Source organism: Rhodococcus sp. BP-241 (assembly GCF_019836145.1).
Taxonomy (GTDB): domain Bacteria; phylum Actinomycetota; class Actinomycetes; order Mycobacteriales; family Mycobacteriaceae; genus Rhodococcoides.
On record NZ_JABUEI010000009.1, the window covers coordinates 12,031 to 34,860 of the forward strand.

Annotated in this window: 13 protein-coding genes; 5 read left to right on the top strand and 8 right to left on the bottom strand. The window is 70.7% G+C overall.

All coding sequences use genetic code 11. The features are described 5' to 3' along the window. Nucleotides 1–39: 39 nt before the first annotated feature. The 3 genes from pnuC to HQ308_RS17185 are packed head-to-tail and all read left to right on the top strand — an operon-like array spanning nt 40 to nt 2,182. A complete protein-coding gene (gene pnuC / locus HQ308_RS17175) occupies nt 40–669 on the top strand; it encodes a nicotinamide riboside transporter PnuC (protein ID WP_037186937.1) in 630 nt (209 codons plus the stop codon). Continuing rightward, nucleotides 666–1,718: an AAA family ATPase gene (locus HQ308_RS17180; protein ID WP_222647322.1), complete on the top strand. Its 1,053-nt coding sequence runs from the start codon at nt 666–668 to the stop codon at nt 1,716–1,718. The genes pnuC and HQ308_RS17180 overlap by 4 nt, the downstream gene beginning before the upstream one ends. Then, nucleotides 1,715–2,182 carry an SRPBCC family protein gene (locus HQ308_RS17185; protein WP_056444006.1) on the top strand — a complete coding sequence of 156 codons (468 nt, stop codon included), beginning with the start codon at nt 1,715–1,717 and terminating at the stop codon, nt 2,180–2,182. Before HQ308_RS17180 ends, HQ308_RS17185 begins: the two co-directional genes overlap by 4 nt. Nucleotides 2,183–2,466: 284 nt before the next feature. Here HQ308_RS17185 and HQ308_RS17190 read toward each other — a convergent pair whose 3' ends face one another. Both HQ308_RS17190 and HQ308_RS17195 read right to left on the bottom strand, forming a co-directional pair. Further along, entirely contained in the window at nt 2,467–3,387 is a 921-nt protein-coding gene (locus tag HQ308_RS17190) for a type IV toxin-antitoxin system AbiEi family antitoxin domain-containing protein (RefSeq protein WP_222647323.1), read from the bottom strand. Between the two features lie 289 nt (nt 3,388–3,676). After that, on the bottom strand, nt 3,677–7,093 hold the full coding sequence (locus HQ308_RS17195; protein ID WP_222647324.1) for a (Fe-S)-binding protein: 3,417 nt from the start codon (nt 7,091–7,093) through the stop codon (nt 3,677–3,679). Nucleotides 7,094–7,586: 493 nt separating this feature from the next. Between HQ308_RS17195 and HQ308_RS17200 the strand changes: the two genes are divergently transcribed. After that, the gene (locus HQ308_RS17200; RefSeq protein WP_222647325.1) at nt 7,587–8,273 is read left to right on the top strand and encodes an ammonium transporter; all 687 of its coding nucleotides are present in this window, start codon (nt 7,587–7,589) and stop codon (nt 8,271–8,273) included. A gap of 67 nt (nt 8,274–8,340) precedes the next feature. Here the strand turns inward: HQ308_RS17200 and HQ308_RS17205 are convergent, their stop codons facing one another. From HQ308_RS17205 to HQ308_RS17230, 6 genes are all read right to left on the bottom strand, one after another. Further along, a complete protein-coding gene (locus HQ308_RS17205; RefSeq protein WP_051613628.1) occupies nt 8,341–8,679 on the bottom strand; it encodes a hypothetical protein in 339 nt (112 codons plus the stop codon). A 467-nt stretch (nt 8,680–9,146) separates the two neighbouring features. After that, nucleotides 9,147–10,418, bottom strand: coding sequence for a S1 family peptidase (locus HQ308_RS17210; RefSeq protein ID WP_261776266.1), 1,272 nt, complete (start codon nt 10,416–10,418; stop codon nt 9,147–9,149). A gap of 201 nt (nt 10,419–10,619) precedes the next feature. Next, on the bottom strand, nt 10,620–11,729 hold the full coding sequence (locus tag HQ308_RS17215) for a hypothetical protein (RefSeq protein ID WP_222647326.1): 1,110 nt from the start codon (nt 11,727–11,729) through the stop codon (nt 10,620–10,622). A 127-nt stretch (nt 11,730–11,856) separates the two neighbouring features. After that, on the bottom strand, nt 11,857–12,957 hold the full coding sequence (locus HQ308_RS17220) for a hypothetical protein (protein WP_222647327.1): 1,101 nt from the start codon (nt 12,955–12,957) through the stop codon (nt 11,857–11,859). Further along, the gene (locus HQ308_RS23010) at nt 12,954–14,897 is read right to left on the bottom strand and encodes a LuxR C-terminal-related transcriptional regulator (RefSeq protein ID WP_222647328.1); all 1,944 of its coding nucleotides are present in this window, start codon (nt 14,895–14,897) and stop codon (nt 12,954–12,956) included. Before HQ308_RS23010 ends, HQ308_RS17220 begins: the two co-directional genes overlap by 4 nt. Beyond that, nucleotides 14,894–16,774 carry an Hsp70 family protein gene (locus tag HQ308_RS17230; RefSeq protein ID WP_222647329.1) on the bottom strand — a complete coding sequence of 627 codons (1,881 nt, stop codon included), beginning with the start codon at nt 16,772–16,774 and terminating at the stop codon, nt 14,894–14,896. Before HQ308_RS17230 ends, HQ308_RS23010 begins: the two co-directional genes overlap by 4 nt. A gap of 308 nt (nt 16,775–17,082) precedes the next feature. Between HQ308_RS17230 and HQ308_RS17235 the strand changes: the two genes are divergently transcribed. Continuing rightward, entirely contained in the window at nt 17,083–22,728 is a 5,646-nt protein-coding gene (locus tag HQ308_RS17235; protein WP_222647330.1) for an IniB N-terminal domain-containing protein, read from the top strand. Nucleotides 22,729–22,830 lie beyond the last annotated feature (102 nt).

The window sequence follows — 22,830 nt, forward strand, 5'->3', positions numbered from 1 at the left end:
TGCGCCATGCTTAGCGCATAATCACGCTAAGGAGGCGTCATGACCCTGATCGAGTGGCTCGGATCCACCGCGTTCGTGTCCTTCGGGGCACCCACGTCGTGGGTCGAGGTCGTCGGATTCGTCACGGGCGCCACCTGCGTCGTCCTGGTCGCACGGCAGTCGGTGTGGAACTGGCCCATCGGTATCGCCAACAACCTCGCGTTCGTCCTGCTGTTCTTCGGCGCCGGGTTGTTCGCCGACGCGGCGCTGCAGTTCGTCTACATCGCTCTCGCCGTGTCCGGATGGGTCCTGTGGGTCGGCGGCGGCACGCAGGGGCCGCTGGTGGTCACGTCCACCAGCCGTCGGGAATGGTGGTGGCTCGGCGCCGTCGGCGTGACGGCCACGCTGGCCATGACGTGGTTCCTCGACACCGCGACGACGTCGGTCGTGCCGTTCTGGGACGCGGTGACCACCGTGTTGTCACTACTGGCGACGTGGGGGCAGGTGACGAAGCGTCGTGAGTCCTGGTTCCTGTGGATCGCCGCGGACGTCGTGTACGTGCCGCTCTACCTCTACAAGGACCTGGTGCTGACCGGTGTTCTCTATCTGGGATTCATCGCGCTGTGCGTTGCCGGGCTGCGAGCGTGGACACGGTCGATGACCCCCGCCGCCGTCGAGGTGCCGGCATGAGGCACGCGCTGATCATCGGCAAGTTCTATCCGCCGCACGTCGGTCACCACGCGATGGTCCGGTTCGCCGCCACGGTGGCCGACCGGGTGACCGTCGTGGTGATGGCAGCCACCGTGGAGTCGGTGTCTCTGCGAGACCGTGTGGCGTGGATGACCGAGTCGCACGCAGGCGACGAGACGGTCACGATCACCGGCATCGTCTGCGACGCACCGATCGACCACGCCTCACGGGCCGTGTGGGCGGCCCAGGTGGCGTGCATGCGCGCGGCCCTCGGGAACGAGCCCGTCGACGTGGTGGTCACCAGCGAGCCGTACGGCGAGGAACTGGCGCGGTGGTTCGACGCTCGACACGTGCCGTTCGATCTGCCGCGCAGCACCTTCCCGGTGTCCGGGACCGCGTGTCGTCGCAACCTCGCCGCCTCGTGGCGCTGCCTCGACGCGCCCGCCCGAGCCGGTCTGGCGACACGCATCGTCGTGGTGGGTTCCGAGTCGACGGGCACCACCACCGTCGCCGGAGCGCTGGCTGCCCACTTTCGGCAACGGTGGCCGGACACCGAGTGCGTCGACGAGTTCGGCCGGCAGGACACCCTCGACAAGGTCGCGGAGGTCGGATCGGTCGACGACATCGTGTGGACCGGTGACGACTTCGCCCGCATCGCGCGCACCCAGACTGCCCACGAGGGCGCGGCAGCGCGGCGCGGATCGCCTGTGCTGATCTGCGACACCGACGCGTTCGCGACGACGGTGTGGGAGCGGCGTTACCTCGGCCCCGAGTCACACCACGCCGTCGCCGACGATCGACCCGCGGTGTATCTGGTGACGGATCATCACGGAGTTCCGTTCGTGCAGGACGGTATTCGTGACGGTGAACAAGTGCGGGCGGACATGACCGGGTGGTTCCTCGCCGCGCTCACGCGCACCGGCCGGTCCTGGGTGTTGTTGACGGGGAGCCGTGAGGAGCGCCTGCAGTTGGCGATCCGGGTGGCGGAGCAGGAACTTCGGCGACGAACCACCTTCACGGCGCCGCTCGGCGGCATACTCGAGGCATGACCGCACTCGAGCATTCCGACTCCATCGTGATCGCCGCGTCGCCCGACGCCGTGTACGCCCTCGTCTCCGACGTCACCCGGACCGGGGAGTGGAGCCCGATCTGCCAGGAGTGCTGGTGGAACGACGGTGGCAGCGCCGACGTGGTCGGGTCCACCTTCACCGGGCGCAACGTCACCGCCGACCGCACCTGGGAGACGGTCTCGACCGTCGCCGTCGCCATCCCGGGCACCGAGTTCGCCTGGCTCGTCGGCGACTCGTTCGTGCGGTGGGGATACACCCTCGAGGCGATCGACGAGAACTCGACGCAGCTCACCGAATCGTGGCTGTTCACCGAGCAGGGGATCGAGTACTTCCACACGAAGTTCGGCGATCGCGCGCAGGAGGAGATCGAGATCCGCCGTACCGCCGCACTCGACGGGATTCCCCGCACGCTCGCCGCGATCAAGGCGATCGTCGAGTCCTGACATGCACGGTGGGCACGTGGTGGTGGTCGGGGGGGTGCCGGGTCCGCCCGCGCCTGGAGGGGGTGTGCACACCTGGTGCGGTGAGCGCACACCCTTCGCTGCAGGCTGCTGGGGGTGTGCGGTTCGTGTAGGGGGTGTGCGCTTTGCGCGGTTGCTGAGGGGTCCCGGGTCCGCTCCGCGACTGGAGGGGCGCGCGCCAGGGTCCGCTCCGCGCCTGGAGGGGGTGTGCACACCTGGCGCAGTGAGCGCACACCCTTCGCTGCAGGCTGCTGGGGGTGTGCGGTTCATGCGGGGGGTGTGCGGTTACGGGCGAGTGCTCGCCGGATGCGCTCGATGATGATGCTCGGCGTGGCCAGGTCCTGCCACGTCCAGCGCACCACCGTGTAGCCCGCGTCGCGCAGTGCATCCTCGCGGAGCTTCTCCCGCCAGAGCACGTCGGCCGGGGTCTCGCCCGCCGGTACGAGCCGTCCGTACTTCACGCGACCGTCGAACTCGCCGATCACGTTGGAGCCGTCCACCAAGAAGTCGACACGGTAGGACGTGTTGCCGCACGTGATGGTGTGCTGAGTGGAGACCGCGAAGCCTGCAGCGTGTAGCAGCACGCGACTGCGTGATTCACCGACACTCTCGGACCCGGCGTCCATGAACAGCGCTACGCGGTGGGCTCGCGCATGGCCACTGCGGGTGGGGCGTCGAGAAAGTACTTCCTCGACCTGCGCGCCTGCCAGTCCGAATCGACGTGCTGCATCGTCCGCCGCGCAGACCGCTTCCTCGAACGGCAGGCAACAGGCCAGATCGGCAATGGTGCGGCTGACGGTAGTCGAGCGGAATCCCGCCACATCGGTGACCTCGTCGGCGTCATAAGGCGACGCATGAACGTGACGCACGGGGCCCGTACGGCCGCCTGTACGCCGGTTGCGCGTGATGTGAACTGCTGAGAGGGGCACGTTCCACAAGTCGATACCGTGAGCGATCGCTGCCGACGCATGGCTCAGCACTGCGTCGGGGGCCGTGTTGCCGGTCGTCGTCATCGCGCGCGCCAGGAGGAGGTGGCGCTCCTGGCCGGAGAGGTCCGCGATGTCGTCCGAGCTGACGTAGGCACCACGGCGCACACGTGTGAGATCTCCGGTTCTGCACATGCGCCGCAGTTCGGAGTCCGTGTAACCCTGAGTCAATGCCTCCGAGCGGGAGGTGATGCGCGCCATCGGTCGATCGTTGCCGACGTTGGCGTCTCCGATCGGTGCCCGTGCGCTCGCTGTGGACAGCGCGCACCCTGTGGATGAGCGTGCGCACACGGCCTACGTCAGGCGAACACCTGCTGCGGAGTGCTGGAGGCGGTGTTCGGTTGGTGCAGGAGGTGTTCGGTAAGGAGGCTTGGTCGCTGGTTGCCGCACGCGTTGGCCAGCGCCAGGGTGTGTACACACCCCTGTCATAAAGCGAGCACCCCCTCCAGCGTGCTGAAGGGGGTGCTCGGTTGGTGCAGAGGGTGTTCGGTCACGACCTCTTGCCCGGCGCCTTCGCTCCCGACTTGAACCCGAGCCCACCGGCCTTCGGCTGCGGCGGCGCCGGGGTGTCTGCGGGTTCCGCGGTACCGTTCGACTCGGCGGTACCGTTCGACTCGGCGGCACCGTTCGACTCGGCGGCACCGTTCGACTCGGCGGCACCGTTCGACTCCGCAGCACCGTTCGACTCCGGCGTAGGAGCGGCCGTCTCCTCGGGTGCCTGCTCTGCGGGTGCCGCCGACTCCGGTGCCTCCGACTCGGCAGGTGCCTCCGGCTCGGGCGCTGCGGCGGGTGCCGCGGAACTCGGTGCCTTGGCGCCCGGCCTCTTGAACCCGGACTTCACGGCGAGACCCTTCGCCTTGACGGTCGGCATCGACTCGGTCGCCTGTGCCGGTGCCTCGGACGGTGCCTCAGCAGAAGCCTCGGCGGGTGCAGAAGCCTCCGCCGGTGCCTCAGCCGCCGGGGAACCCGGTGCCTTGACGCCGGGCTTCTTGAACCCGGACTTCACGGCGAGACCCTTGGCCTTGACGGTCGGCATCGACTCGGCCGCCTGTGCCGGTGCCTCGGCCGGCGCCGCAGCAGAAGTCTCGGCGGGAGCAGAAGCCTCGGGAGCGGGAGCTGCCGACCCCGGTGCCGTGGCGCCGGGCTTCTTGAACCCGGACTTCACGGCGAGACCCTTGGGCTTGACCGTCGGCAACGACTCGGATGCCTCACTGGCCGTCTCGGTGGGAGCGTCGGTCGGTTCCGGCTTCTCGGCCGGAGCAGCTGCGGCGGATCCCGGTGCCTTCGCGCCCGGAGGACGACCCTTGAGCTGCAGCCCCTTGCCGCCCGGTGCCTTCGCCTTGCCGGCCATGCCGAGGCCCTTCGGCTTGGACGCGTCGGCTGCGTCGTCACCGTCGGCGTTGGGCGACTCGGCGGGCTTGGCCGGAGCCTTCGCACCGGGTGCCTTGGCGCCCGGAGCCTTGGCCAGGCCCTTCATCTTCAGACCCTTGCCGGGCGCGGGGGCAGCGGGATCGCCACCCGCTGCGGCCGTCTCGATCTCTTCGACGCGACCCTTCTCCTCTGCGGCGGCGACGTCCTCGGTGGCGACGGACTCGGCCTTGGGGGTGTCGACGGGCTCCTCGGCAGGGACGACCACGGGCTTGGCCCGCGGCACCACCTTGATGTTCTCGCCGAGCTGTGCGGAGTCCAGGCGCGTGATCGAGCTGAGCAGCATCTGCGAGACGTCGATGACCTCGACGTTGTCGTTGCCACCGGCCTCCTGGCGTGCGGTGACACCGTCGTTGAGCATGACCCGGCAGAAGGGGCAGCCGGTCGCGATCTTCTGCGTCGCGGTGGTGCTGCCACCCAGGGTGTCGAGCGCTTCGTCGACGCGGTCGATGTTGATCCGCTTGCCGATCTTCTCTTCCATCCACATGCGAGCACCACCGGCGCCGCAGCACATGGAGCGCTCGCCGTGACGCGGCATCTCCTTGAGTGTGGAGCCCGACGCCGCCATCAGCTCGCGGGGTGCGTCGTACACCTTGTTGTGGCGTCCCAGGAAGCACGGGTCGTGGTACGTGACGTCCTCTTGCACCGACGCCACCGGCACCAGCTTCTTGGCCCGCACGAGGCGGTTGAGCAGCTGGGTGTGGTGGACGACCTCGTACTTGCCGCCCACCTGCGGGTACTCGTTGCCGAGTGCGTTGAAGCAGTGCGCGCACGTGACGACGATCTTGCGACGGCTCTCGTCGACACCCTCGAACACGGAGTTCAGGGTCTCGATGTTCTGCATCGCGAGCTGCTGGAACAGGAACTCGTTGCCCGCGCGGCGAGCGGAGTCGCCGGTGCAGGTCTCCTCGGCGCCGAGCACCATGAACTTCACGCCAGCGGTGGCGAGCAGTTCCGCGACGGCCTTGGTGGTCTTCTTCGCGCGGTCCTCGTAGGCGCCGGCGCAGCCGACCCAGAAGAGGTACTCGAAGTCCTCGAAGCTGTCGGCGTCCTGGCCGAAGACCGGCACGTCGAAGTCGAGCTCCGAGATCCAGTTGGTGCGGTCCTTGGCGTTCTGGCCCCAGGGGTTGCCCTTGTTCTCCAGGTTCTTGAACAGGCCGGCCAGCTCGGAGGGGAACTCCGACTCGATGAGCACCTGGTAGCGACGCATGTCGAGAATGTGGTCGACGTGCTCGATGTCGACGGGGCACTGCTCGACGCAGGCGCCGCAGTTGGTGCAGCTCCACAGCACCTCGGGATCGATGATTCCGCCGAGACCGCCGTCGAGGGTGGTCTCGCCGACCAGCGGGCGCTCGGCCTCGTCACGGGCGGCCTGCGGGATCTTCGCGAGCTTGGCCTCGTCCGGCTTGCCGTCCGCGTCGACCAGGCCGACCTCGTCGCCCGCCATGTCCTTGCGGCCACCGGCGAGCAGGTACGGCGCCTTGGCGTTGCCGTGGTCGCGGAGCGAAGTGATGAGCAGCTTGGGTGAGAGCGGCTTCCCCGTGTTCCACGCCGGGCACTGCGACTGGCAGCGGCCGCACTCGGTGCACGTGGTGAAGTCGAGCCAGCCCTTCCAGGTGAAGTCCTCGATCTTGCCGGCACCGAACGCGTCGACGTCGGGGTCGGCCTCCTCCATCTCGAGGACCTTGCCGCCGGACATCATCGGCTTGGCCGCGCCGAGCGCGACTCCGCCGTCGTCCTCACGCTTGAAGTAGATGTTGAAGAACGCGCTGAACCGGTGCCATGCGACACCCCACGTGATGTTGCGGCCGACGATCAGCAGCCAGACCATGCCGGACATGAGCTTGACGAAGGCGAAGATCGAGACCAGCACCGCGCTCGCGGGGAGCAGCTTGGCCAGGTTCATGGTGAAGAAGTCGGTCCACGGGTTGGCGTGTCTGTAGGTGGCGATCTTGCCGGCCTTCACGAAGATCATGCCGAGGCCCTCGAGCAGCACCACGAACTCGACGAAGTAGGCGGCACGGAAGTTGGAGCCGGAGAAGCGGGAGAGGCGCTCGGGGGAGCGAGGGTGGTTCCGCTGCCGGATGATCATCAGCGTCACGATGCCGATGACGGTGCCCAGGCCCAGGATCTCGTCCATGAGGTGGTAGATCGCGAGGTCACCGATGAGTGGCCAGTGGAACTCGGGATTGAACGTCTGCCCGTAGGCCTCGAACCACAGGATGGCGCCGAGCATGAAGCCGACCATCACCAACCAGTGCGCCCAGCCGACGGAGCGGAACTTGTTCATCCGGGTGTGCGCAGCGAACTCGATGCACATCTGCTTGAACCGCGGAACGAACGGTCGCAGACGTGTCCTGTCCGGCTGTCCCAGCGCGATGGATCGCACCATCATCGCGGCACCGCGGAAGAAGTAGGCCCAACACACGATGCTGAGCAGGGCACCGACGGTGCCGAGGGTGATCGTCAGGGCATTCATGACGCTGCCTTTCTTCGGCGACGGCCATTCCGTCGCCCTACGCTTCCGGCCGGCCACAGGGGGCGGTCCGACGGTCAGCCCGGATGCATCTGTCCCACTCGAAGTTACCAGCCGGTAACCACAAGGGTTCTACCGATCGGTAACTTAGCATTTCGGTCGACATCACCGCAGGTCGGACGGAGGGCTGGTCCGTCCCGCACACGCGATGAGCCCTACCGTATTACGGCACAGCGACAGGCCTCCCGCACAGGTATTCCTAACTTGCCTCGTGGGTAACTTCGGGCCGCCGAGGAAGTCGCCCCTCATCGCGACCATTTTGTTACCCTTCACGAGCCACCTCGTCCGTGAATGAGGTCACATCGTGGCTGTTCACACGGACAATTCCCGGATCGAGCACTGGAAACGGACCTGATATTCGGTTGTGTCCCTGTCAACCGCTACAGTGCTCGTGTCGGGGTCCGACACCACGAACCTGAACGAACGGAACATCTAGATGAAACTGCGTCGACTCGTCGCAACCTCTGCGATCGCGATCGCCTCCCTGGGCGTGGCCACCGGTACTGCGTACGCGCAGCCGGCCACCACCACCCCCTCCGCGACGACCACCGAGAGTGCTCCCGCGGAGAACTCCGAGCTGAACTGGGCATCGCGCGTCGAGGCTGGTGGCGTCGTCACCACCGTCGACGCCGGCATGTTCCGTGCGTCCGACGACGGCAAGACCGTCGACCTGGTGGACGAGGAGGGCAACGCGATCCTGAGCCTTCCGCTGTCGTTCAACCTCAACGGCGTCGAGTTCCCCTACGGTGTCGAGTACACCGACGAGGGCCGCACCGTGAAGCTCATCCCGAACCTCGCAGCACCGATGGGCCTCGCCCCGAACGCGCTCGAGAACACGGTGGCATCGCCCGCCGAGAACACCGCTGCCGAGCAGTCCTTCGCCTCGCAGCTCGGTCTCGCCACCTCCATCGGCGGACTGACCGGCACGATCGTCGGCGCGGTCATCGGCGGCATCATCGGCGCACCGACCATCGCTGGCGTCCTGGCCACCATCCCCACCGGTGCTGCAGTCGGCGGCGTCATCGGCACGATCGTCGCGGGTGGACCGACCCTGGTCGTCGCCGGAATCGATCTGCTCAACACGTACAACGCTGCTCCGGGAACCTCCAAGTTCGCTTTGTAAGACTCGGAACACGACGAAGGCCGCCACCCCTCGGGTGGCGGCCTTCTCTCGTTTCAGGCGGAGTGGATCAGAGCCAGGGAACGGCGGCGGCGAGGAAGATGCCACCCGCGATCACACCAACGGCTCCGGTGAGCAGTCCGATGACGGTGTCTGCGCGATCGGCATCGGGAACGCGGGTGGCCAGGACGCCGGCGACGAGCGCGGCGATGCCCAGCAGAACACCGAAGCCGAAGCTCCAGAACGCCACCACCGACAGCGCGCCCAACAGCACGGAAGCGTCGGCGAGTCGGGGATCGCGGGCAACGGAACTCAGGGCCGCCCGTGCAGACGACATCTTTTCCGCCGTGTAGATCGCGGCCGGGGACTGGGTCTCGCGGGGGAGTGACGAATCGGCGATGTCGGTCACAGCGATACCTCCTTCGGGGAACAGCCGAAGGTCATCGGGTATCGAACGCAGCGCAGCACAGCGGTACACCTCCTCGTGGGATGAACGGAACGGTCGACACTCGAACGTCACCGACGTTGGTGACGGAGTGGACTGCGCGTGTCCCACGATACCACTGTGGCCAGAGTGCGTTACGTGACGGAATCCGTAAAGTGATGTGCCCGTGTCTTTTTGATTCCTCGATACTCACGGCAGCGGCCCCGTCGTCCGAAGACGACGGGGCCGCGACAGTGTGGTGAAGGGAGGTCAGCTTCCGAAGGCGCCGGCGTTCGTGACGATCCCGATGATGTATCCGAAGACGGTGAGAGCGAGCTGGAGGTATCCCATGTCGGGCCTTCCGTGTGTCGACGACGCACGATCGAGGTGCGGAGGCACCCTGCCTCGACGGGTGACATTACCGCACCAAGGAGACCGAACGTTGTGCTATCTCACGACGTGCGGACGGTCGTTCCGGTGGCCGCGGTGACGGCGTCGACAGGGATGCCCAGGCTGGCGGTTCCGCCGTACTGAGCCAAGGCCAGGTTCGCCTCGCCGCAGCTCGGAGCAGCGCCGCTGTTGGATCCGCTGGTGATGCCCAGTGCGAGTGTCCCTGTGACGATGGCGCCGCCGCTGTCACCCGCGAGAGTGCAGGCGGTACTGGCGAATCCACGCACCGTGCGGCTGTCGCCGTCACCCAGGAAGAGCTGCGTCTCGACGCGGTCCGCAGCGACGAGACCACACGTGAAGGACGACGCCTGACCGGACTTGCACACCGGGGCACCGATGACGGGCGAGGCCGTTCCGGTGATCGTGAGGGCGGTGCCGTTGGCTCCCCGCACGGTGGGCTGGTCGAGCCCGGCGGCCACGCCGGCGTCGTTCAGCGCGATGACGGAGTAGTCGAGTCCGTCGCTGCCGCCGACATTCGACGTGGTGAAGTCGCCGACGGGAGTACTGGCGCGGATGTCGTCACGATTGGGCAGGTAGACCGAGGCGGAGTTGCCCGGATCACAGTGTCCCGCAGAAAGACTGACCGGCGTGCCGGCCCCGTCGGTGGCGCTGAACCCGAACGAGCAGATCTCGATGTCCTCGAGCGGCGCGGTGGTGATGTCGCCGGCGGACGTCACGTAGTCGTCGCCGCCCATCACGGCAGGCGGAGGCGTCGGACTGGGAGCGGGTGGGGACAGCTGCACCTGGAGGTTGGCGATGGCGGTCGGCAGATTCAGTGCGCGCCCGATCGGACTGTTGGCGATGTCGACGATCACCCGTCCGCCGAGCACGTCGACAGCCGCCGAGTTGATCTGTGACGAGACCTCGCGGGGCAGACCCGACACCCAGCGACCGAAGTCGTCGAGGGACTGCTCGAGCGTGTCCGCCGACACGGGGGACTGGCGGCTGCGGTAGCCGTCCTGCGCCACCTGGCTCGCGGCCTCCGAGGTGGTGACCGCGACGACGGGAACGCCGTCGTCGCCGATCCAGGCACCCGCGAAGTCCGCCGGGCGCTGCTGACGGAAGTCGTCGGCGTAGGTACGAAGCTTCTGCGCCTCGGCAGCGCGGTCGAGGTACTCCTGCGGCGACATGTGCAGATCGCGCTGCACGGCGTCGACCAACTCGGACGGGAGGCGATCCGCGGACAGCTGCTCGGGAGCCGCCGACGCGGGTGCTGCGCCGGCAGTGGCGGTGCCGAGGCTCAGCGTCAGCAGCGACGCGCCCACCACCCCCATCACCCGTGCGCTGCGAGATGCGCCGCTCGACTCGGAGTGACTCTGGCCCGTGGCCGCTGTGGCCGCCGAGTTTCGCAAGAAGTTCCCTTCGCAGTGGTGACAGTCCGTGGCCCGTCGGGTCCGCACATGGTTTGCAGAGGTACCGATGCCAGCGCACGAGCATAGGGCATCATCCTGAGCGTTTCCGGCGCCCGACGAGCGTCAGGGACGGTTCACAGACAGCATCGGGCCGAGCCGTGGAATCGCGACGGACGGCGCCGTGGACGTGGTCGTGGGAGCGGTCGACGTGGTCGTGGGTGCGGGTGTACTGCTCGCCACGGTCGGCGGCGTCGGCACGGTCACCTCGGGGAACGACGGGAAGTCGGGAAAGTCGATGTCCGGTGGCGCGAACGGGAACCGGTCCGTCGGGAGCCCGAGACCGGTGCTCGGTTCCACCGCGGCGGCAGGCGGTGCGGGTGGCACGACGGGGTCGGGCGTGTCGATCTCCGGAGCCGGGGCCTCCTGCACGGGAGCCGGTGCCTGCTCCTGGACGGGCAGCGGCGCGGCGGACGTCGTGGTGCTGTCCAACGACGACGTCACGACGGGAGCGGCGGGCGTGATGGCCTGCTGCGAGTTCAGGGGCGCGACCGAGCTGGAGTCGAGGTCGTGGGTGCCCACGGCGCCGCCGACGGCGAGGAACGCGAGCGCCACCGCGGCGACCGAGACAGCCGCGCGCGTGGGTGTTCTCCTGTGAGTCCGACTGCGGCGCGTCCTGCCGGTGGCCGAGTCCGACACCATCGCCGCGAAAGCCTTGTCCGAGGCCGCCGTGGTGGCCGGCGACGACCGATGCGAGGGTGCGGCGCGCACGGCCACCGCCGGGTTCTCCGACGTCGCGGGAGCCAGCGAGCAGTCCTGCAGACCGACGTAGTCGAGGGCGTCCCGCAGTGCGGCGATCGAGTCGGCGGACAGTCCTGCAGGGTGGAGCAGCATGCATCGCGCGTCGGCGGGCAAAGAGTAGAGCTCCGACAGCATGCCCGTCAGTGCGTGGACGAATCCGGCGACGAGGTCCTCGGCGCGCACCACGCGGCCGTCGGCCAGACCGAGTCCGCGGGGGTCTCCCACCGCGTACAGAAATCCGCGAACTCCCTGTTCGGAGTCGTCGAGGCGGACGCGTCCGTCGGAGTCCAGGCCCACCGCCGTCGGGCACTCGAACAGCTCGGTACCACCGTCGATGTCGACCGACACGGCCGTCTCGGCGTCGGTCAACGCCATGACGAGGTGGATCGTCTTGTCGACCCGGGGGTCGTCGAACCCCTGGCTGCGCGCGCTCATTCGGACTCGACCCCCTCGGCGAGTTGCGGACACGGTGCCACGTCGACCGCGAGCACCCGTCCGATCACCGTACCGGTCGTCACGGTCATGGGGTACCGGTTGAGCTCCGCCCCTGCACAGGGGGGATCTAGCCGACCGGCGTGGTGCCGGGTGACGGCGCGGGTGACTCGGGCTCGGCAGGAGTGTCCGGAGTATCCGGAACGTCGGGGTCCGGGTCCGTTCCCTCCGCGGGGTCGACCGGCTCCTCGACGACGGGCGGGTCGCTGGGCACGGGCTCGGGTGCCGGTTCGGGTGCCGGCGCGGGGGCAGGAGCGGGCGCGATTGCCGGCTCGGGGTCCGGTGCGCGCGGGGGCACCGTCGTGGTGATGCGAGCAGGTGCACGTGTGGCCTCGACGGGCGCGGGTGCGCCGGGGACGACGGTCGGGAAGCCGATGCTGGTGGACGGGGCGGGACGAGTCGTCGTCGGCCGCGCGGTGACACCGGCGGCGTCCTCGACGGCCGGAACCGCGGTGCTGACCGTCCGATCGGACGCGAGGTAGGCGATACCGCCGCCCACGATCAGCAGGGTCGCGACTGCGGCCGCCACGAGGAGGGCGAGGGGGCCGCGCGGTGTCGACCTCGACGCACCGCTGTCGGTGGCTGTCGAGGCGGCAGCGGTCGCGAGCAGCGGTGCCCCCGTCGTCGGCGCGAGCCCGGCGGCGGCACGTGCGGCGGCCGCGGCGGCGGCCAGCCGTTCCTCCGACGCGCCGAGGGTGGCGTGGGGATCGGCCGACTCGGGATGCAGCGTCAGCGCGGTGAGTCCGACGAAGTCGAGCGCCTCCCGCAGCGCGGCGATGCGCTCGGGTGACCAGTCGGCTGGATGGGCAGCTCCGGCCGTGAGGGCGCGGACGTCCTCGCCGGCGTCGACGGTCTCACTGAGTAGCAAAAACATCATGGTCGCGACGAGGTCCTCGGCGCGCATGGGCACACCGCGGGACGAGACCACGCCGGACGGGTCACCGACGCGAGCCATGAAGCGATCGACGACGTCGATGTCCGCCGTCAGCGCGTCGGGCCGGTGCAGGGTCGTCGTGCCGTCGGGCAGGAGGTAGAGGACCGTCTCGGCCGTCACCGGCACGCGGACCAGTTCACCCGAGGTCGTCGACACCACGACGGCCGTCGACGTCAGATCGGTGATGTGGATCCCGGTGGCTCGGGTGATCGGTGCGGCGTCGTGCCCGGTGTTCATGCGTGTACCCGTCGTTCCTTGTCCTGTGCGTAGCCGGCCGCGCGGAGCATCGACAGCATCTGCGAGCGCGACTGCGCTCCCAGACGTCGACGGATCCGTGCGACGTGGTGCTCGACCGTCTTGGCCGAGATGTACATCTGGGCGCCGATCTCGCGGTACGTCAGGCCCAGTACGAGATGATGCGCCACCTCCGCCTCACGCTCGGTCAGCGCCCCCAGCGACGCGGAACCGGACTCGGTGGGCTCGGCCGTCGCCGCGACGGCACCGATGTCGCGGGCGATCTGCAGCAGGGCGGTGGCGTCGCGGGTGTCGGCGACGCGCAGGGCGGCGTCACTGGCGAGCCGTGCCGCATCCCAGGCGTGCCCGAACTTCTCCAGGGTGCGAGCGGACGTCTCGACCTCGGCGACGTCGGGCTCGCCCTGCAGGACGCGGAGCCATGCCTTTCCTGCGGAGGCGAGTGCTGCGGCGTGGGGACTGCGGTCGGCGAACGAGCCGAGCGCACGAGCGTGGGGCAGCAGGTCGGCCGGGGCGCCGCCGAGGATCGCGGCCTGGACGCCGTACCAGTGCCACGTGGCCGCCCAGGTCGGTGGTTCGCCGAGCGAGGCGACCAGTGCGGTGGCCGCGGAGACGGAGTGCGCGATGCGTGCCGTGTCCCCGAGACGCACTGCTGCGAGCCACAGTTCACCGAGCGGGATGAGGGAGAAGAGATCGGGCTCGGCCTCCGCGACGGTGCGCCGGGCCTCCTGCCACGCGGACATGAGGGCGCCGGTATCTCCGCGTCGGCGGGCGGTGGCGACGCGAAGTGCGAAGTAGGACAGGGCGTCCCGTTGGGGGAGCGTGGCCGGGTCGACGCCCGAGGTGGGATCGACACCCGTGTCGCCGGCCACGAGTGCCGACCAGGCGAGCAGCAGACGGCACCGCGTGGACACCGCGCATCCCGGATCCGCGGCGATGGTCTCGGTCAGCACCGCTCGGGCGGTGGCGGGGTCGCCGGTGTGCAGAGCGATCAGTGCCGCGATCACCGCGGGATGTTCCGGCTCGGCCCGGGCGCCCACCGCGGTGTCGGCCATCGAGGCTGCGCGCAGCAGCGAACCCGTTGCCACAGTGGCGGGTTCGGTCAGTGAGTCGAGGAGCCCGCGGGCCACCAGCGTCGAGCGGGCGTTCGCCGACGTGGGCGGGACGGGGCGGAGGCCGCCGTGCGCGCGGACGAACGTCGCGGCGCAGTCGGCGTCCCCCACGGCGAGAAGCGTCGTCACCGCGTACGCCGCATCCGGTCCGATGCGGTCCGGCCCGAGCCACCGGTAGAGGTCGGCGGCGTGTGACGCGGTGCCGCGCATCAGTGCGACCGTGGACGCGACGCGAACGGCTCCGCGTACTCCGTCGGGTGACGGCGCCTCGGCGGACAGCACCGCGTCCACCGTGAGCGCCGCAGTGTCGAGATCTCCGCTCGCGAGCAGGGCGTCGGCGTAGGGCACGGAGATGTCGGTACCCTGCGCGCCCGCCGCGGCGGCCGCGTCCCACAGTCGTCGTGCGGCGAGACGGTCTGCGGCGGAGGCCAAGTCGACCAGGTGCTGTGCGAGATCCGGATCGCGCAGACCCGCATCCGCGAGCGAGACCGCGAGATCACCACCGAGACCGCCACTGTCGAGGTGCACCCGTGCCAGGCGACGCAGCACGCCGAGCATTCCGTGCTCGCCCATCACCACGCGCAGGGCACCGCGCGCGGAGTCCGACAGCAGGCCCTCGTCGGACAGGACCCCGCAGCCCCGGGCGCGTTCCACGGCGGCGGCGGCATCGGGCATCGGGACGTCGGCGACATCGGCGACGAGGTACGGATCCGGGGCCACACCGACCGACGCGAGCGTCACCACCACGAGGGCGGTGTGATCGTGCGCGGACAGCAGAGCGTCGAGAGCCGACCGCTCGTCGGGCGAAGTCACTGCCCGGTGAGGGGACTCGTCAGACCGCCGACGGTGTTGCCGAGCCCGTTGACGACGCCGCCCGTGGTGTTCCCGAGACCGCCCACGACACCGCCGACGCCTCCCACCACATTGCCGAGGCCGTCCGTGACGCCGCCGATGACGTTCGGCGGTGTGTACTGCGGCAGCGAGGGTGCGGTGTAGGCCGGAGCCTGGGGCACCTGGGCCGTCGGGACGCTCGGAGCGGTGAACTGCGGCGCCGGTGCGTTCGGCACAGCAGCGTTCGGCGCGGTGGCGCCTGGTACCGCGGCCGATCCGGTCGAGCCGGGCGCGGTCGCGCCGGGAACCGCAGCCCCCGGTGCTGCTGCGGCGCCGCTGGTCGGCGCTCCGGCGGCTCCGGTGGTGCGCGGCTGCCCCGTCACGGGATCGACGCCGGCGGCGGCGGTGGTCGGGGTCGCGCTCACGGAACCGTCCGCGGCGGCCGGGGCCACCGCGCTGCTGGTGGAGGGGCCGGTGTTCTCCGACGATCCGCCGACGAGGCCGGTGCCGACGGAGAGGCCACCCGCGGCCAGCAGGATCACGGCAGCGGCGACGCCGCCGATGACGGCGGTGCGCTTACCGCGCGACGGGGCGTCCTTGGCGTGTGCCGAGCGCGACACCGGTGCGGGCGTGGAGGTGCGGGCCGAGGCGGGACGCTCGGTGACCGGAGGGAGCAGGTCGGTCTCGTCGTCGTCGACGGTGGAACCGGCGGCGACGGCAGCGAGTGCCGCTGCACCCGGGCGGTTCAGTTCTGCGCCGGCAGAAGCGATGTCGGCGGCGAGCAGTGCGGCTCCGGTCGCGGCGGTGGCCGCGGGCTGTTCGCCGACGGTCACCGGCTTGCGCAGCGCGGAGGACACGGTCTCGGTGAGCATGGGGATCGACGCGCCGCCGCCGACCAGCAGCACGCGGTCCACTGCGTCGCCGTCGACACCCGCGGTGCGCAGCGCCTCGCCGAGTACCCGGGTGACGTCGTCGAACGTCTCGCGCAGTAGTTCCTCGATCTCCGACCGCACCAGTCGGACGTCGGTGTCGATGCCGGGCAGGTGCACCGGCACGACTGTCTCGGTGTCGGAGGATAGTGCTTCCTTGGCTGTCGCACAGTGCGTGCGCAGGGTCGTGAGGGCCTCGACCGTCGCGGGATCGAAGGGATCGAGCGACGAGGAGTCGACGTTGTCGAGCACGTGCGCCAACACGACCTGGTCGATGTGGGCGCCGCTGACGTCCTCGCTTCGCGCACCGCGTCCGAGGATCGCCGAATCGGCACCTGTGCGCACGACCGACACGGTCAGGGCGCTCGCACCCAGGTCCGCGACCAGCACGACGCCGTCCGCCACCGCGTCCGGCGACTGCTGCATCCATGCCGTCGCGGCGAGAGCGTCGGGAACGAAGGTGACGTCGGTGAGGCCGTGGCGGGCAGCCGCGTTGCGGAGCCGGTCCACCGTGTACTCGGGCCACGACGTCGGGTAGGTCACCACGATTGCGGCGTCGTCGTCGGCGCCGGCCGTGCGTGCCTCCCGGACGAGGCAGTCCAGCGTCGTCGCGTAGAGCTCGTCGCCGGTGTAGCTGCGTCCGTCCTCGGTGACCAGCGCGACCGGATCGCCGACGCGGCCGGCGAAGCCGGTCAGGGCCGTGGTGTCGACGGTGCCCGGCGCGGCCAGGGCGGGTTCACGGTCGGGCGTGACCGACAGTGCGGTGGATCGAACGACGGTGACGGCGTCACCGAGGTGTCCCGGACCGTCCACGGCGACCGCCGTCGAGGTGCTCGAGCCGACGTCCAGTCCCAGACCTGATGACCGTCCCTGATCCGTTGCCATGGCGCCGACTCCGTTTCCGTGCTCGTCGATATTCGTGCTCGTCAAGGCTGTGTCGGACCTGCTGTCGGGCACGTCGCCGTGACGCCGTAGCTGTCCACCGGCACTGTCGTCCCGATGGTCCGTTTCGTTACAGGTCACAAGAGTAGAGCGGTCCTATCCCCTATGCCCCCTAGTCACCCCGATCTGCCCCGGGTCGACCCCCGGGGTGCAGGAAGGGGGCTGCGCCCCGTTGGGACACCTCACTAGTCGACCTAGTTTTGATCTCAACGTGCCGAGACAGTCGGCCCGACCACCTCGACGCCTGCACACACACCGTCTGCCGACACCGGTTCACACACACCCAGGAGATCCCGATGGCCACGAACGCCGTACTCGACTTCATCCTCAGCCTTCTTCGCGACGACAAGGCCGCCGCCGCCTACTGCGCGAACCCCCAGGCCTCGCTGGACGCTGCCGGCCTGCCCGACGTGTGCCACGCCGACATCGTGGCCGTGGCGCCCATGGTCGCCGAGTCCGGACTGTTCGCCGGTGGATCGCGTCTCGCCTCGATCGTGAACGCGGGCAGCTCCTCCAACGTCGTGAACTCGACCGTCGTGAATGCGGGCAGCGTGAACAACAGCACCGTCTTCGGCGGCAACAACGTCGCCGTCGGCGGCCCCACGTTCGGCAGCAACGCGGTGAACTTCGGAAACAACAACAACAACGGAAATTTCAGCAACAACAACTTCGGGGGCTTCGACCTGGGCGGCTTCACCTTCAGCCCGACCCTCATCGGTGGCGGCCTGGCGATCGGCAGCATCGGCAACATCGGCAACCTGAACCTCGGTGACCTGGATCTGAGCGGCCTGAACCTGGCCTCGCTCGACCTCAGCGGCCTGAACCTGGCCTCGCTGGACCTCGGCGGGATCGGCGACATCGACCTGCTCGGCGGACTCGACCTCAGCCTCATCGACCTGGGCGACCTCGACATCGCGGGCCAGTTCACCACGGTCCTCGCCCTCGTCCTGGCCAACGGACTCTCCCTCGGTGGCGACCTCGCCGCCGAGTTCGGTGCCGCACTGGGCGCGGCGTTCGACGCCTTCCTCGCCCTCGGCGGCGTCCTCGACCTCGACACGCTGGTCGACCTCAGCGCCACCCTGGCCGGTGCGCTCACCGCAGCGCTCGGCCTCGGCGTGGGTGCCGGAGCCCAGCTCACGGCCGCCCTCGACGCCGTGCTCGGCACCGTCGCCGGTCTCGACCTCGACGCCGTAGTCGGTCTGTCCGGCGTTCTCTCCAACGCACTCTCGGTGGGCGGTGTGCTCGGCGCGAATGTCGGCGCCGCACTCGGTGGCGTGCTCGGCGCAGCGGTCACCGCCGGTGGCTCGCTCGGCGCCGATCTGGCCGCCGCCCTCACCGCCGGACTCGATGTCGCCGGATCGCTCGGTGTCGTCGTCGGTGGCGCGCTCGGTGTGACCACCGACATCACCGCTGCTCTCTCGGGTGCACTCGCCGCTGCCGTCGACGTCGCCGGTGATCTCGGCGCGACGCTGACCACCATCCTCGACGCGAACGTCGTCGCCGCGCTGGCAGGCACGCTGACCACCGAGCTCTCCGCGGCTCTCGGCGCAGCCCTCGCTGCCGGCGGAGACGTCGCCGGTGAGTTCGGCGCCTCCCTCGGCGCGCTCCTCGGAGCCGTCACCGGCCTGTCCGGCGCACTCGACCTCGACGCTCTTCTCGGCGTCGGCGGCACCCTCGGCGCGACCCTCGCCGGTGTGCTCGGCCTCGGTGGCGGTATCGGTGCGCAGCTCGGCGCCGCGCTCGACGGTGTCCTGGAGTTGGCCGGTGGCCTGGACCTCGCGGCCGCCCTGGCCGGCGGAGCCGACATCGCGGCCACGCTCGGCGCCACTCTCTCCACTGCCCTCAGCGGCGTGCTGGTCGCCGGCGGTACCGTCGCCGGCACGCTCGGCGCGGCCTTCGGTGCCGCCCTCGGCGGCGTCCTGGGGGCCGACCTCGGTGCTCAGCTCGTCGGACTGCTGGCCGGTGAGCTGGACCTCGGTGCGGCACTGGCCACCATCCTCGACGGCGCTCTCGGCCTCGGCGGTTTGCTGGACATCGGCGCTCTCGCCGATCTCGGTGCCCTGCTCGACGTCGACGGCGCACTCGGCCTCGGTGCCGGTGTCCTGGCCACGCTCGGCGGTTCCCTCGAGGCTCTCCTCGGTGCGGGCGGCCTGCTCGGTGGCGATCTGACCGCACTGCTCGGTGCCGATCTCGGTGCTCAGCTCGCTGCCGCGCTGGCCGGCGCTCTCGCCGTCGGCGGCGACCTGGGCGGCGACCTCGGACTCGCCCTCGGCGGCGTGCTCGCCGGACTCGTGGACGTCGCGGGCGGTCTCGACGTCGACGCGGTGGCCGGACTCGGTGCCACCCTCGCCGCAGCCCTCACCGGCGCACTCGGTGTCGGCGCAGGACTCACCGGTGGACTCGCAGCGGGCCTCACCGCTCAGCTCGGTGCCGCTCTCGACGGTGTCCTCGGCCTGGCCGGCGATCTCGACCTGCTCGGCGGACTCGGCGTGCTGGGCGACCTGAACGTGCTGAACGACCTCAGCGTCCTCGGCGACCTGGACCTCGCGGCCACCCTCGGTACCGCACTCTCCGGCGCTCTCGCCGCCGGCGGCGCGGTGGCAGCCAACCTCGGTGCCACGCTCGGCGCGGCCCTCGGCGGTGTCCTGTCCGGCGACCTCGGCGCCGAGCTCGTCGGCCTGCTCGCCGGTGGTCTGGACCTCGGTGCCGGCCTCACCACCCTGCTGGGCGGTGTCCTCGATCCGTCCGGTGCCCTCGGCCTCGGCGGCGACCTCGTCGCCACGCTCGGCACCTCGCTCGCAGCCGTGCTCGGTGCGGGCGGTCTGCTCGACGCCGATCTCGCGGGCCTGCTGACCGGCGGCCTCGCCGCGCAGCTCTCCGCCGCACTCGCGACGGCTCTCGCGGCCGGCGGCGACGTGGCGGCGAACGTGGGCCTGGCCCTGGGCGACGTGCTCGGCACGGTCACCGCGGGTCTGGACCTGGACGGCGTCCTCGGCGCCGACCTCGCAGCGGCGCTCACCGCGGCCCTCGGCCTCGACGGCGACCTGACCGGTGGACTCACCGCGCAGCTCGCCGGCGCGCTCGACGCCGCACTCGGTGTGGTCGGAGGCGCCGACATCACGGCTGCGCTCTCGGGCGCACTCGCCGCCGGTGGCGACGTCGCCGCAGGACTGGGCGCGACACTCGGCACCACCCTCGCTGCCGTGCTCGGCGCCGACCTCGGCGCCCAGCTCACCGGACTGCTGGCAGGCGGCGCCGATCTCGGCACCGCACTGACCGCCGTCCTGGGCGGCGCTCTCGACCTCGACGGGGTCTTCGGCATCGGTGCCGACGCGGCCGCCGGCCTGGTCGGCTCGCTCGGCACCACGCTCGCCGCCGCACTGAACGTCGGCGGCCTGACCGACGTCGACCTCACCGCACTGCTCGGCGGCGACCTCACCGCCGTTCTGGGTGCCGCACTCTCCGGCGCCCTGGGCGCCGGCGGCGCACTGGGTGGCGACCTCGGCCTGGCACTGGGCGGGCTCGTCGGAGCGGCCACCGACCTGACGGCCGGCGCCGATCTCGGACTGGTCCTCGCCGGTGCACTCGGTGTCACCGGCGATGCCGCCGCCACGCTCTCGGGCGCACTCGACGCGATGCTGGGAGCTGCTGGCGGTCTCGACCTCACCGCGATCCTCGGTGCCGACGCGGACGTCGCCGCCACCGTCGGAGCCGCGCTCAGCGCAGCACTGTCGGCCGGTGGCCCGCTGGCCGCGAACGTGGGCGCCGCCCTCGGCGGCGTGCTCGGGACCGCCCTGTCGGGCGACCTCGGCGCACAGCTCGCAGGTCTGCTGGGCGGCGGCGTCGATCTGGACGCCGCACTCGGCACGGTCCTCGGCGGCGCACTCGGACTCGGCGGGCTGGTCGATCTCGACGGGCTCGCAGATCTGGACGGGCTCGGAGCCGTCGGCGGTCTGCTCGACGCCGACCTGCTGGGCGGCCTGACCGGCGCACTGGACACCGACATCGTCGGTGCGCTCGCCGGTTCGCTCGGCGCTGCCCTCGGCGCCGGCGGGCTGCTCACCGGTGACCTGCAGGCACTGCTCGGCGGCGATGTGGCGGCGCAGCTGTCCACCGCCCTCGGCGTGGCTCTCGGCCTCGGCGGCGACGCTGCCGGTGAACTCGGACTCGCCCTCGGCGGCGTCCTCGCCGGCGTCACCGACCTGACCGCGGGTGCCGATCTGGGTGCCGCCGTCACCGCCGCTCTCGGCATCACCGGTGAGGGTGCGGCCACCCTGGCCGGCGCCCTGAACACGGCGCTCGGACTCGGCGGGGCGCTCGATCTCGACGGCCTGGTCGGCGGAGATCTCGCCGCCACGGTCGGCGCTGCACTCGGCGGTGCTCTGGCCGCCGGCGGCGACGTCGCCGCCACGGTCGGCGCCACCCTCGGTGCCGCCCTCGGGGGCTCCCTGACCGCCGATCTGCAGGCCCAGCTCGGTGCACTGCTGGCCGGTGGGCTGGACCTCGACGCCGCGCTCGGCACGGTGCTCGGTGCGGCTCCGGATCTCGATCTGGACGCAGACCTCGCCGGCCTGCTCGGCGGCGCTGTCTCGACCGGCCTCGGCCTGGTCGCGGGAGCCGGCCTGCCCGACACGGAGCTGCCGGACCTCACGGGCAGCCTGGCCGCGGCACTGGGACTGGGCGGCGCAGCCGCAGCAGGACTGGGAACCGCACTGGGCACGGTGCTCGGCGGCACGGTGCTCGCCGATCTGGATGCGAACGGACTGCTCGAGGGTGACCTCGGCGGCATCGTCTCCGCCGCACTCGGCGACGCACTGAACGTCGGCGGTGTCCTCGACCTGGAGACCGACCCGGTCGGCCAGTTCGGCACCGCGCTCAACGGGGCGCTCGGCCTCGTCGGCGGCGTGGACACCGGCGCCCCGGGCGACCTGCCCGCGACGCTGACCGCAGCTTTCGGCGTCGGCGGCACGGCGGGTGCGGAGCTCGGCGGAGCCTTCGGCGCTCTGCTCGACATCGCCGGCGGCGGCGATCCGGTGGCGTCCCTGGGAACGGCACTCGGAGCCACGGGTGACCTCACCACGATGCTCGACGCCGCACTCGACACGGCGGTCTCCGCCGGCGGCGCGCTCGACGCCGAGGGTCTGCCGATCAGCGGACTGCTCGACGCGAACACCGGCCTCGACGGCAGCCTCAGCGCACTGACCACCCTGACCGGTGGCCTCGGCGCCGTGGGTGCGGTCGCCGGCGGACTGGACGGCACCCTCACCGGTGCCGGCGGCGCGGTCACCGATCCCGACGCGGTCACCGGTGCGGTGGCGAGCCTGGGCGGCGGCCTCGCCAGCGGCCTCGGGCTGGGCCTGAACAGCGTCACGCAGGGCGGGCTCGAGCTCGGCTCGGAGCTGCAGGGCGGCCTGACCGGCGCTGCGACCGGCGCGGGCGGCGTCTTCGGCGGCTTCGAGATCTCGCCCGACGGCGAGGTCACCGGCGGACTGGACAACACGTCCGAGTTCACCGGCGCACTCGACGGCGGCATCGACGCCACCGCCGACGCGGTGGGCCAGTTCCAGAACTCCACCGACGCCGTGCTCGGCGGCGTCACCGGAGCGACCGACGGACTGGGCCTGAGCGCGGTCACCGACGTCACCGGCGACGCGCTCGGCGCAGTGACCACGGACGGCGGACTCGGCGGCGACATCGCCGGCGAGGCCACCTCCTGGCAGGACGTCGACGCCGAGGGTGCCTTCGACGGCCCCGCGGCGGCGGTCGACGGAGTCGGCGACGGCCTCACCGACACCGTCTCCGGGCTCGGCGGCGGACTCACCGGTGGCCTGACCGACGGCCTGTCGAACACCCTCGGCGGTGGACTGAGCTCCGCGGACGACGGCCTCGACACCGGCGCTGTGGCCGATGACAACGCGGCCGACGCGGGAGACGCCAACTGATCACCCGCGCTCTGTAACACGGACGGCCCCGTACGCGCTTATGCGTACGGGGCCGTCGGCGCTTACCGTGAGGGTCACACCGCCGCAAATGGTGAATGCTCA

Coding starts and splice junctions, on each gene's coding strand:
- HQ308_RS17180 (WP_222647322.1), top strand. CDS start 666: ATGAGGCACGCGCTGATCATCGGCAAGTTCTATCCGCCGCACGTCGGT.
- HQ308_RS17200 (WP_222647325.1), top strand. CDS start 7,587: ATGAAACTGCGTCGACTCGTCGCAACCTCTGCGATCGCGATCGCCTCC.
- HQ308_RS17220 (WP_222647327.1), bottom strand. CDS start 12,957: ATGAACACCGGGCACGACGCCGCACCGATCACCCGAGCCACCGGGATC.
- HQ308_RS17195 (WP_222647324.1), bottom strand. CDS start 7,093: ATGAATGCCCTGACGATCACCCTCGGCACCGTCGGTGCCCTGCTCAGC.
- HQ308_RS17215 (WP_222647326.1), bottom strand. CDS start 11,729: ATGAGCGCGCGCAGCCAGGGGTTCGACGACCCCCGGGTCGACAAGACG.
- HQ308_RS17190 (WP_222647323.1), bottom strand. CDS start 3,387: ATGGCGCGCATCACCTCCCGCTCGGAGGCATTGACTCAGGGTTACACG.
- pnuC (WP_037186937.1), top strand. CDS start 40: ATGACCCTGATCGAGTGGCTCGGATCCACCGCGTTCGTGTCCTTCGGG.
- HQ308_RS17185 (WP_056444006.1), top strand. CDS start 1,715: ATGACCGCACTCGAGCATTCCGACTCCATCGTGATCGCCGCGTCGCCC.
- HQ308_RS17210 (WP_261776266.1), bottom strand. CDS start 10,418: ATGGGGGTGGTGGGCGCGTCGCTGCTGACGCTGAGCCTCGGCACCGCC.
- HQ308_RS17235 (WP_222647330.1), top strand. CDS start 17,083: ATGGCCACGAACGCCGTACTCGACTTCATCCTCAGCCTTCTTCGCGAC.